This is a genomic window from Clostridioides sp. GD02404, from assembly GCF_045898275.1.
In the GTDB taxonomy this organism is placed as follows: Bacteria; Bacillota; Clostridia; order Peptostreptococcales; family Peptostreptococcaceae; genus Clostridioides; species Clostridioides difficile_A.
The window spans coordinates 73773-84411 of record NZ_JBJOCA010000019.1 but is presented as its reverse complement, the minus strand read 5'-3'; the positions used below and the strand labels follow the sequence as shown (position 1 = coordinate 84411).

The window sequence follows — 10639 nt, the reverse complement described above, 5'->3', positions numbered from 1 at the left end:
GTTTTTTGTAAAAAAAGACAAAAAATATGTATTTCTTTTTTTATTTCGGGGAAACTAAACACAGGAATTATGGACTATTATAAAAATTTAATTCTTGAGGAGTGATAGAAATGAAAAAAGTTGCTTTAATTTTAGCTATAATCGGTGCTCTTAACTGGGGAGGAATTGGTATCCTAGGTACAGATTTAATAGGTAGTATCTTTGGTGGAACATATGAAATGGTAAGTAGAATAATATACTTCATTGTAGGTTTAGCTGGATTATACTTAATACCAAGCTTAATGTCTGATGATAGAGAATAATTTAATTTGTACTTTTATATTAAATACCTCATTCTAAATATTTAGGATGAGGTATTTAATTTTATAAAAATCTTAATTTGTATCTTTTTTAATGGTAAAATAGATAAGAATTGAAGTTTTTAAAAAGATGTATTATACAAGAAAGAAGTACTATGTGAAAAAAGGAGTATTATTAATATATGTTTATAATTAATGAATTAAGTAATATTGTAAATAATGAAGTAATATCTTTTCATATGCCTGGTCATAAAAAAGGCAGAATTTATGAGAAATTAGGATATAAAAATGTATTAGAAAATTTGTATAAAATGGATACTACTGAAATATTAGGAACTGATAACTTACATTCGCCAGAAGGGATTATAAAGAGTTCTCAGAAGAAAGCATCAAGAGTATTTAAAAGCGATTATACATATTATCTAGTTAATGGGAGTAGTTGTGGAATACAGTCTGCGATAATGTCAGTGTGCGCTCCTAAGAGTAAAATAATTGTAAATAGAGATTGTCATCAATCTGTTATAAATGCATGCATTTTGGGAGATATAGATATAGAGTATATTTCTTGTGAGATAAGTGAAGATACGAATGTCTTAAAGGGAATATCCATAAGTAATGCGATTGATGTAATAGATAAAAATTTAGATGCAAAAGCAGTACTTCTTACATATCCTACATATTATGGAATGACATATGATTTAGAATGTATTTGTAATTATGCACATGATAAAAAAATGGTAGTGATAATAGATGAAGCACATGGTGCTCATTTAGGTCTTAGTGATAGACTTCCTAAAACAGCTCTTGAGCAGGGTGCAGATATAGTTGTACAGAGTACTCATAAAACACTCCCATCATTTACTCAATCATCAATGATACATATAAAAGGAAATCGAATTGACATAGATAGACTCTTAAATGTGTTGAGAATCACAGAATCCTCAAGTCCTTCATATATATTGTTATCTTCTTTGGAGTTAGCGGTAGATATATATGAAAATAAGGGACAAGAACTAATGAAAGAGCTTTTAAATAAAATTAGAGTTTTTAAAAACAATATTAATGAAAATATTGAGATATATGATACGAATGATAAAACAAAGATATTTATATCTTCTAAAAATATAGGTCTAACAGGTTATGAATTAGAAAATATTTTAAGAAATAAATACAATATACAAGTAGAATTATCTAATTATTATGGAGTCCTTTTAATATGTACAATAGGAAATAGTACTAAGGATTTCAATAGTTTAGAAACAGCATTGAACAATGTTGTAAAAGAAGACTTTAGATTTACAAAGTTAGAAAATAAAGAATATCCCGCTATTATTCCAAAGAAAATATTAACACCTAGAGAAGCATTTTATAAAACTAAAAAAAGTGTTAAAATATATGACAGCATAGGTAAAGTCTGTGGTGAATGTATAGTGCCATATCCACCTGGGATAAGCATAATATCTCCTGGTGAAATTATAAGCAAAGAAATAATAGATTATTTAATATTCTGTAATTCTAAAGGGATGGTTGTAAGTGGATTAAAAGACGTAGATTTAAATTTTATAGAAGTAATAGATTTAGAAAATATTTAAGTTTATAATACAAAGTTTAAAATTATAATGTGAAGTAAAAAACTTATAGTTGTAATGAGTAATATATAGAATATTTATATAAAGTTGTCTAAATAAAAATTATATTAGAAAGTAAAAAGTGTTTGTATGGAGGATATGAAAATGAAAGGTAAGTTAATAATTATAGAAAGTGGTTCAGATGCAAGTGGAAAGGCAACTCAGACAAAAAGATTATATGAAAGACTAAAAAAAGAAGGCTATATGATTAAAAAGGTAGAATATCCAAATTATGAGTCTCCATCATCTGCTTTAGTAAAAATGTATCTAAAAGGAGATTTTGGTAAAAATGCATCAGATGTAGACCCATATATAGCATCAACTTTTTTTACTGCAGATAGATATGCTTCATTTAAAACCGATTGGGAGGAGTTTTACAATGAAGGTGGAATAATTATTGCAGATAGATATACAACCTCTAATATGGTACATCAGGCTTCTAAAATGGATGTTTCTGATAGAGAAGCATATTTAAACTGGCTAGCTGATTATGAATTTAATTTATTTAAGATACCACAACCTGATTGTGTTGTATTTCTAGATGTTCCTATTGAGTTTAGTGAGAAACTCATGGAAAATAGAAAAAACAAGATTACAGGAGAAGAAGAAAAAGATATTCATGAAAGTGATATAGAGTATTTGAAGAAATCTTACAATAATGCTTTATATATAGCAGATAAATATGATTGGAAAAAAATAAATTGTGTTTCAGATAACGAATTAAGAAGTATTGAAAGTATACATAATGAAGTTTATGAAATAGTTCTTGGTTCAATAAAATCTATGGAGAGATAAATATGTATTTTGAAAATATTATAGGTCAAAATTTTGCAAAGAAATATTTAACAAATTCTATAAAGAAAAATAAACTTAATAATGCGTATATGCTTGAGGGTATAGATGGAATAGGAAAAAAGAAGTTTGCTGATGAGTTGTCTAAGTTGTTGCTTGATTATGTAAATCTAGAAAATAGTCCAGATTATATACTCATAAAGCCAGATGGAAATAGCATAAAAATAGCCCAAATCAGAAATATGCAATCAGACATAGTAATAAGACCTCATAAGGACTATAAAATATATATAATTAACAATGCTGAGAAAATGACTGTAGAAGCCCAAAATGCACTTTTAAAGACACTGGAGGAACCTCCAGATTATGCTATAATAATCTTAGTTACAAATAACAAAGAATCTTTACTAGAAACTATAAAATCTAGATGTGATATAATAAAGTTCTCACCTATACCAATGGAAGATTTAAAAAAATATTTAATAGATACAGGTATAGAGGAAGAAAGAGCCCAACTATTAGCTACTTTCTCAAGAGGAAGTATTGAGAATGCTTTGAGTCTATCTCAGTCTGCTGAATTTTCAGTGATGAGGGACGATATACAACAGTATATTCAAGTAATGTTAGATAAAAACATAGTAGAGATTCTAAACATCCCAAATAATATGGAAAAATATAGAGGTAATATTATAAGTTTATTGGATATTATGATAAACTATTTTCGAGATATTATCCTGTTAAAAGAAAATGTGAACAAAAATATGCTAATAAATGTAGACAAGCTAGTTTTTATTCAAAATATGAGTGGAAAAATTAGTTATTCTCAATTGTCCAAAATTATTGATATAATAGAAGATGCAAAGAGTAAAATAAAGAGCAATTGCAATTTTAATATAAGCATACAAGTTATGTCTTTAAATATATACGAGGTGATTAAATGATAAAAATAGTAGGTATAAGATTTAAAAGTGCAGGAAAAATATATTATTTTGACCCTGTTGATTTTAATATAGAGCAAGATATGGATGTAGTTGTAGAAACTGCAAGAGGTCTAGAGTATGGAAAAGTGGTAGTAGGACCAAAAGATATGGACGAGAGCGAACTAGTTTCCCCTCTAAAACCAATCATAAGAATAGCCACAGAGGAAGATAAAAAAATATATCTAGAAAATAAAGAAAAGGCAAAAGAAACTTTTGAATTATGCCAACAAAAAATAAAAGAACATGAGTTAACAATGTTTCTAATAGATTGTGAGTATACATTTGATAGAAATAAATTGATTTTTTATTTTACAGCAGAAGGAAGAATAGATTTTAGAGAATTGGTAAAAGATTTGGCTGCTATATTTAAGACTAGAATAGAGCTTAGACAAATTGGTGTTAGAGATGAAGCAAAATCTATAGGAGGTCTAGGACCTTGTGGTAGAAAACTTTGTTGTTCATCTTGGTTAGGTGATTTTCAACCAGTTTCAATAAAAATGGCAAAAGACCAAAGCCTATCTTTAAACCCAACAAAGATATCTGGAATATGTGGAAGATTATTCTGTTGTTTAAAATATGAGCATGATGTATATAGTGAAGCGATAGAAAAAATGCCTATTGTAGGTGCACTAGTGCAATCGGATGATGGAAAAGGAAAAGTTGTAGAAGTAAATCCTCTATTAGAGCAAATTAAAGTAGAGTTTCAGGATAAAACTGTAAAGATATATACAAGAGAAGATATAAAGATACTTAAAGAGCCTAAAAAATGTGATGGCTGTGGTGGTAAGTGCAAAGATAATGATGGATTAGATGAAGCTACACTAAGAGAGCTGAAGAAATTAGAAGATTAAATTTAAGGTAGGGCTTTTCCTACCTTTTTTAAAGCAAATAACACTTGAAGTTATTAATATTTGAGGAGCGTTTATGAATATGCAATTAAAAGATTCAGAAAGAATAGATGATTTACAATTAAAAGGTCTTAGACTTATACAAGATACTAATGGATTTTGTTTTGGTATAGATGCAGTTTTATTAGCTAATTTTACTAAAATAAAAAAAGATGCTAAAGTTGTAGACCTAGGAACAGGAACAGGTATCATACCTATATTGATAGCAGGTAAAAGTGAAGCTAAAAAAATTATTGGTGTAGAAATACAAGAAGATGTATATGAAATGGCAACTCGTTCTGTAAAATTAAATAGTCTGGAAGAAAGAGTTGAGATTATAAATGAGGATATAAAATCTATAGATAAAGTTTTAGATATAAATGGTTATCATGTAGTTACATCAAACCCTCCATATATGCATATTGATGGAATAAAAAACCCAAATGATAAAAAAGCTATATCAAGACATGAAGTAAAGTGTAATTTAGAAGATGTAATTAAAGCTGCATCTAGATTAGTTATGCCTAGAGGAAAGTTTTTTATGATACACAGACCAACAAGATTGGTGGATATAATAACTTTAGGAAGAAAATATAAACTAGAGCCAAAGGTTATTCAATTTGTGCATCCAAGACCTAAAAAAGCACCTAATTTGGTTTTGGTTCAATTTGTGAAAGATGGAAGACCAGAGCTTAAGATATTAGACCCATTGTATGTTTATGGAGAAGATGGGAATTATACAAAAGAACTAAAAGCAATATATAATAATGAAGATATAGGAGAGTTATAGATGAGTGGGAAATTGTACATATGTCCAACACCAATAGGAAACCTAGAGGATATAACATACAGAACTTTAAGAGTATTAAAAGAAGTAGATTTGATTGCGGCAGAAGATACAAGACATAGTATAAAACTTTTAAATCATTTTGAAATTTCAAAGCCTTTGACTAGTTATCATGAACATAATAAAGATTCAAAGGGAGATTATTTAATAAATAAACTTATTGATGGAGAAAATATAGCTTTGATAAGCGATGCAGGTATGCCTGGTATATCTGACCCAGGAGAAGAGATAATAAAGCAAGCTATACAAAATAATATAGAGATAGAGGTTTTACCAGGAGCAACAGCATTTGTAACTGCTTTAGTTGGTTCTGGTATGGATACACATAAATTTGTTTTTGAGGGCTTTTTAGATAGAGATAAAAAAGTTAGAAAAGGACAACTAGAAGAAATAAAAGAAGAAAGTAGAACTATAATTTTCTATGAATCACCACATAGATTGAAGGATACACTAAAAGATATGTTTAAGATTCTTGGAAATAGAAAAATTTCCATAAATAGAGAACTTACAAAAAAATATCAAGAGATAATCAGAGAAGATATAGAAACTGTTATAAAAATATTTGATGAAAAAGAAGTAAGAGGAGAGTTCGTATTAATAGTAGAAGGTTTTCATGGTGAAAAGTCAAAAAAAGAAGATTATGATGCTCTTACAGATAGAGAATATGTTTTAAAACTAATTGAAAGTGGTATGAACAAAAAAGATGCAATAAAAATAGTTTGTAAAGATAGAAAATTAAAAAAGGATGTAGTTTATAAACAAGTTCTGGATTTATAAAACCTGAATCTGAGGTGATTTTATGGAAATAGAAAAAATTATAATAGAAAGTTTAAAGAGAAAAGATACACATAAAACGTTTATAGAGTTGGATAAAAAGGATGAACTGGAAAAAATAATACCTAAAGTAAAATGTATGAAGTCTGTAGGAGAATGTAAATATCATGTTGTTAATTGCTTTGAGCACTCTATAAATGCATTAAGAGAATTAGAAATCGTTCTAAATGATAAAGATTTTTTCCCAATACATTTAAAAGAACATGTGTTAAATTATTTAGATGAATATGTTGAGGATGGTATAAATAAGTTACATGCACTAAAGTTAGGAATATTTTTACATGATATAGGTAAGCCTGATAGCATGACTTTAGATGAAACAGGAAGAGTTCATTTTACAAATCATGAAAAAATAGGTGCTCAAATAGTAGACAATATGGGGATAAAGTTAGAGTTATCAACAGAAACATATAAACTTATAAGTAAATATGTAAGACATCATATGATACTTTTGTCTTTGTATAAGAAAAATGATTTGAGTAGAAAAGAATTAATTAATGTATTTAATCTAATGGGTGAAGATACTATAGGAATAATACTACTTGGATATGCAGATATAGTTTCTACAATAAAGCTATTAGATAAAAGCGAAGAAGTGAGCGTGTTAAAGACATATATGGAATACATTCTAACAAATTACTTGTATAAAAGTAATTATACACATGTATAAATTTAGTCAATATAATTGAATTTTAAATGGTTAGTTAAAGTTTAAACTATGTAGATTTCAAAAACATAAAAGAAGTTGTCTTTGTTATAAAATTATGAAAGACAACTTTTTTTATATCAAAAATTGGAATTTCATTAAGGATACTTAATGGTCTATTAATTAATAAACCATTAGTATTTAACTTATATTACAATATTGATTTTGCTTGTATCGGTGTTGATAGTATAACAGAGGTCTTAGTAGAACCAATTTTCTTTATAGTATCAATCACATTTTCTAATTCGTACATATCTTTTACAATTACTTTTAAAAGTAAGCAATCATCACCTGTTATATGGTGACATTCTACAATTCTAGGGTCTTTTCCAGCTGACTCGATAAATTCTGTATATCCATTACTTGGAAGAGAAATATGAATAAACGCCTTTATAACTCTACCTAATGAATCTGGGTTAACAATAGCTTTATATCCTTCTATAACACCAGATTCTTCTAATCTTTTGACTCTTTCTGAAACTGCAGGAGAAGTTAAACCAACTATTTTTCCTAAGTCCTTCATAGAAATTCTCCCATCATCCTGTAAAATTTCTATGATTCTATAATCTGTAACATCCATAAATAAACAGTCCCCCTTAAATAAAAATAATTAATGCTATAAAACTTTTTTAGAATCTATCATTTTTGTTTTTAAATACCAAAGATCTTTAGATAAATCAACCTTATAAATGTGTGGTTTTGAAAGTCTTTTGTATTGTTCCCAGATAGTACTTAATTCATATTGTACATGATTTTTTATTTCAAGAACAGGTTTTTTATTATATTTGCATATTCCTTTTATATACAGTGGTTTAAGAAGCTCTTTAACTTTATATTTTGTAAATGTCTTCGTTTTCCATGTATATGTAGGATGGAAGATTTCTAAAGGTTTAGATTCATCTATAACTTCATCATGTAACATAATTAAATCTGCCTCTGCTTTATTGTCTTCGTTATATATTCTTATAACTTTCTTGTAACCAGGATTATTTATTTTTTCTGGATTTTCAGAAATCTTTATCTTAGGTTCAAGAGTTCCATTTTCACAAGATGCAGCTAATTTGTAAACTCCTCCAAGAGAAGGTGAATCAAAAGATGTAATGAGTTTTGTACCTACTCCCCATGAATTTATAGTAGCTCCTTCTGCTTTAAGTGATGATATAGTGTATTCATCAAGGTCATTAGATGCAGTGATACTAATATCTGAAAAGCCAGCACTATCTAATTGTTTTTTTGCTTCTTTAGATAAATAAGCTAAATCTCCAGAATCTAGCCTTATACCCATAGGTTTGTATCCTTTTTCAGAAATATTTTTAAACACCTTTATTGCATTAGGTACACCACTGTTTAATACATCATAAGTATCTACAAGAAGTAAGCATTTGTCTGGATAAACATCAGCATATGCTTGAAATGCATCAAGTTCAGTATCAAATTTTTGTACCCAACTATGCGCATGTGTACCAATTATAGGAATATCAAACATTTTCCCAGCTAATACATTTGCAGTTCCAGTACAACCACCAACTACAGCAGCTCTAGCTCCATATATACCTGCATCAGCACCTTGCGCACGACGTAACCCAAATTCAAATACAGGGTCTCCTTGAGCTGCAAAGCAAACTCTAGAGGCTTTAGTAGCAATAAGAGATTGAAAATTGACTATAGTCAACAATGCTGTTTCAATAAGTTGAGCTTGATATAATGGTGCCTTAACAGTAATCAATGGCTCATTAGGGAACATGATAGTTCCTTCTTCAACAGCATATATATCTCCTGTGAACTTAAATTCTTTTAAAAATTTTAGAAATTTATCAGAAAATAAATTTAAGCTTTTTAAGTACTCTAAATCTTCATCTGAAAAATGAAGATTATCTATGTATTCAACAACCTGATCAATACCACAAACTATAGTATACCCTCCATCACAAGCGTTTTTTCTAAAAAACATATCGAATACAACAATGTCTTCGTGAATATTTTTTTCAAAATAGCCATTTAACATAGTAAGCTGATATAAATCAGTAAGAAGTGTTAGATTTCTCATTATTTCTCTCCTTAATTATTATTAAATATTAAAAATTATAAAAACTCCCACACTTATACTAAAACATAATATAGTACAACTTTCAAGTATAAAGTATTACCTAACTATCATAAAATTATTTAAAGAGGAGGATGATTAGGATAGGAAAAATATGGTTTTATATGGTATCAATAGGAATAATAGGAAGTTTGATTTCTAAAAATATGGGTGAATTAAATAAAGTTATATTGAGTGAGACATCAAAAGGTATAGAATTTGCAATAAGTTTAGCTGGTATCATGGCACTTTGGATGGGTGTAATGAATATTGCAAAAGAATCAGGTCTAATCGAAAAGATAGGTCAGAAATTAAATCCTATAATGAGAAGATTATTTCCTTCTATTCCAAAAGGTCACAAAGCAATGTCTTATATAGTTATGAATATTGCTTTAAATATGCTGGGAGCTGGAAATGGTGCAACAGCATTTGGTTTAAAGGCAATGAGCGAACTTCAAACTTTAAACAATAAAAAAGATACAGCAACTAATGATATGATTATGTTTATGGTAATAAATATATCATCTATACAGATAATTCCATTTACTATAATTAAACTAAGGATGGATATGGGAGCTCAAAATCCAAGTGAAATAATCTTTACAACTTTATTTGCAACCATTATATCTACAGCAATAGCGATAATAACATGTAAATTTTTTCAAAAAAGATATAGATAAAGGGGATGTAGATACATGGAAGTATTTTCAAACTTACTTATACCAATAATAATTTTGTACATAGTAGTTTATGGTAAATATAAAAAAATAGATGTGTATGATAGCTTTGTAAAAGGAGCAATCGATGGGCTAAAAGCAGCTTGGGATATTCTACCATATATAATAGGAATATTTTTGGCAATAGGAATATTCAAAACAGGTAAAGGTCTTGATATGTTAGAATGGTTATTTACACCAATAGCAAATGTGCTTAGTATACCAAAAGAATTAATAGGTCTAATAAGTGTAAAACCTTTATCTGGAAGTGGTGCTTTAGGTATGTATAGTGAACTTGCAAATAGGGTTGGAATAGGTAGTTTAGTAGAAAAAATGGGAGCTACAATTGTAGGTTCTTCTGAAACTATATTTTATACAATGGCAATATACTATGGAAGCCTAAAGATAAAAAACACTAGACATACATTATCATGTGCTATGATTACCCATGTTGCTGGTGTTATAGCAGCTGTTTTTATTTGCTATGTAATATTTGTATAATTTGTTGACAATGTGGGAAAAATTTTATAATATAGTGATTATATAGAAATAAATAGTAATATAAATTATAAGCTATGAAAAGAAGAGTAAATAAAGGTTTTTTCTATCAGAGAGCTAGATTAGGTGAAAGCTAGTGTCAAAAGCTTTATTGAAGATGGTCTTGGAGCTTTTTATCTGAGCATATATGCTAGGATAAAACGGTTGGACACGTTATAGTCTACTAAGATGTCTATAAAGTGAATTTCTACATTTCATGTGAAACATAATTATTATAGATGAATTAGGGTGGTACCGTGAATAATCTCGCCCCTATGTTAGCTCATAGGAGGCGATTTTTTATTATTTCAATGAAATATTTATAAAACT

General features: G+C 28.3%; 12 protein-coding genes and 1 other annotated feature. Of the genes, 10 read left to right on the top strand and 2 right to left on the bottom strand.

Translation table 11 applies throughout. The annotated features are described in order from the left end of the window. Nucleotides 1-110: 110 nt before the first annotated feature. From Q3287_RS12600 to Q3287_RS12565, 8 genes are all read left to right on the top strand, one after another. The gene (locus Q3287_RS12600) at nt 111-302 is read left to right on the top strand and encodes a DUF378 domain-containing protein (protein ID WP_021386455.1); all 192 of its coding nucleotides are present in this window, start codon (nt 111-113) and stop codon (nt 300-302) included. A 179-nt stretch (nt 303-481) separates the two neighbouring features. Next, complete coding sequence (locus Q3287_RS12595; RefSeq protein ID WP_407964152.1) at nt 482-1891, top strand: aminotransferase class I/II-fold pyridoxal phosphate-dependent enzyme; 1410 nt, start codon at nt 482-484, stop codon at nt 1889-1891. Between the two features lie 141 nt (nt 1892-2032). After that, nucleotides 2033-2722 carry a deoxynucleoside kinase gene (locus tag Q3287_RS12590; protein ID WP_054277777.1) on the top strand — a complete coding sequence of 230 codons (690 nt, stop codon included), beginning with the start codon at nt 2033-2035 and terminating at the stop codon, nt 2720-2722. A 2-nt stretch (nt 2723-2724) separates the two neighbouring features. After that, on the top strand, nt 2725-3660 hold the full coding sequence (locus tag Q3287_RS12585) for an ATP-binding protein (protein ID WP_407964151.1): 936 nt from the start codon (nt 2725-2727) through the stop codon (nt 3658-3660). Beyond that, complete coding sequence (locus Q3287_RS12580; RefSeq protein WP_054277775.1) at nt 3657-4550, top strand: stage 0 sporulation family protein; 894 nt, start codon at nt 3657-3659, stop codon at nt 4548-4550. The genes Q3287_RS12585 and Q3287_RS12580 overlap by 4 nt, the downstream gene beginning before the upstream one ends. 79 nt (nt 4551-4629) lie before the next feature. Then, entirely contained in the window at nt 4630-5376 is a 747-nt protein-coding gene (locus tag Q3287_RS12575; RefSeq protein WP_407815040.1) for a tRNA1(Val) (adenine(37)-N6)-methyltransferase, read from the top strand. Continuing rightward, nucleotides 5377-6210: a 16S rRNA (cytidine(1402)-2'-O)-methyltransferase gene (rsmI, locus tag Q3287_RS12570; RefSeq protein ID WP_021386462.1), complete on the top strand. Its 834-nt coding sequence runs from the start codon at nt 5377-5379 to the stop codon at nt 6208-6210. Nucleotides 6211-6232: 22 nt separating this feature from the next. Next, a complete protein-coding gene (locus Q3287_RS12565) occupies nt 6233-6937 on the top strand; it encodes an HD domain-containing protein (RefSeq protein WP_054271976.1) in 705 nt (234 codons plus the stop codon). A 187-nt stretch (nt 6938-7124) separates the two neighbouring features. Here Q3287_RS12565 and Q3287_RS12560 read toward each other — a convergent pair whose 3' ends face one another. Beyond that, nucleotides 7125-7553, bottom strand: a complete 429-nt coding sequence (locus tag Q3287_RS12560) for an Lrp/AsnC family transcriptional regulator (protein WP_021386461.1) — start codon at nt 7551-7553, stop codon at nt 7125-7127. A gap of 36 nt (nt 7554-7589) precedes the next feature. Next, entirely contained in the window at nt 7590-9020 is a 1431-nt protein-coding gene (locus Q3287_RS12555) for a nicotinate phosphoribosyltransferase (RefSeq protein ID WP_054271975.1), read from the bottom strand. Nucleotides 9021-9151: 131 nt separating this feature from the next. On the opposite strand from Q3287_RS12555, the gene Q3287_RS12550 reads away from it, so the two are divergent. Together Q3287_RS12550 and Q3287_RS12545 are read left to right on the top strand one after the other, a co-directional pair. After that, on the top strand, nt 9152-9736 hold the full coding sequence (locus Q3287_RS12550; protein WP_054271974.1) for a nucleoside recognition domain-containing protein: 585 nt from the start codon (nt 9152-9154) through the stop codon (nt 9734-9736). Between the two features lie 15 nt (nt 9737-9751). Further along, on the top strand, nt 9752-10273 hold the full coding sequence (locus Q3287_RS12545) for a spore maturation protein (RefSeq protein ID WP_054271973.1): 522 nt from the start codon (nt 9752-9754) through the stop codon (nt 10271-10273). Nucleotides 10274-10338: 65 nt separating this feature from the next. After that, nucleotides 10339-10587: a binding site (T-box leader), on the top strand. Nucleotides 10588-10639 lie beyond the last annotated feature (52 nt).

What these genes read in the sequence shown, in the direction of transcription:
- Q3287_RS12555 (WP_054271975.1), bottom strand. Translation starts at nt 9,020, where the DNA reads ATGAGAAATCTAACACTTCTTACTGATTTATATCAGCTTACTATGTTA.
- Q3287_RS12585 (WP_407964151.1), top strand. Translation starts at nt 2,725, where the DNA reads ATGTATTTTGAAAATATTATAGGTCAAAATTTTGCAAAGAAATATTTA.
- Q3287_RS12560 (WP_021386461.1), bottom strand. Translation starts at nt 7,553, where the DNA reads ATGGATGTTACAGATTATAGAATCATAGAAATTTTACAGGATGATGGG.
- Q3287_RS12600 (WP_021386455.1), top strand. Translation starts at nt 111, where the DNA reads ATGAAAAAAGTTGCTTTAATTTTAGCTATAATCGGTGCTCTTAACTGG.
- Q3287_RS12580 (WP_054277775.1), top strand. Translation starts at nt 3,657, where the DNA reads ATGATAAAAATAGTAGGTATAAGATTTAAAAGTGCAGGAAAAATATAT.
- rsmI (WP_021386462.1), top strand. Translation starts at nt 5,377, where the DNA reads ATGAGTGGGAAATTGTACATATGTCCAACACCAATAGGAAACCTAGAG.
- Q3287_RS12565 (WP_054271976.1), top strand. Translation starts at nt 6,233, where the DNA reads ATGGAAATAGAAAAAATTATAATAGAAAGTTTAAAGAGAAAAGATACA.
- Q3287_RS12595 (WP_407964152.1), top strand. Translation starts at nt 482, where the DNA reads ATGTTTATAATTAATGAATTAAGTAATATTGTAAATAATGAAGTAATA.
- Q3287_RS12545 (WP_054271973.1), top strand. Translation starts at nt 9,752, where the DNA reads ATGGAAGTATTTTCAAACTTACTTATACCAATAATAATTTTGTACATA.
- Q3287_RS12550 (WP_054271974.1), top strand. Translation starts at nt 9,152, where the DNA reads ATGATTAGGATAGGAAAAATATGGTTTTATATGGTATCAATAGGAATA.
- Q3287_RS12575 (WP_407815040.1), top strand. Translation starts at nt 4,630, where the DNA reads ATGCAATTAAAAGATTCAGAAAGAATAGATGATTTACAATTAAAAGGT.
- Q3287_RS12590 (WP_054277777.1), top strand. Translation starts at nt 2,033, where the DNA reads ATGAAAGGTAAGTTAATAATTATAGAAAGTGGTTCAGATGCAAGTGGA.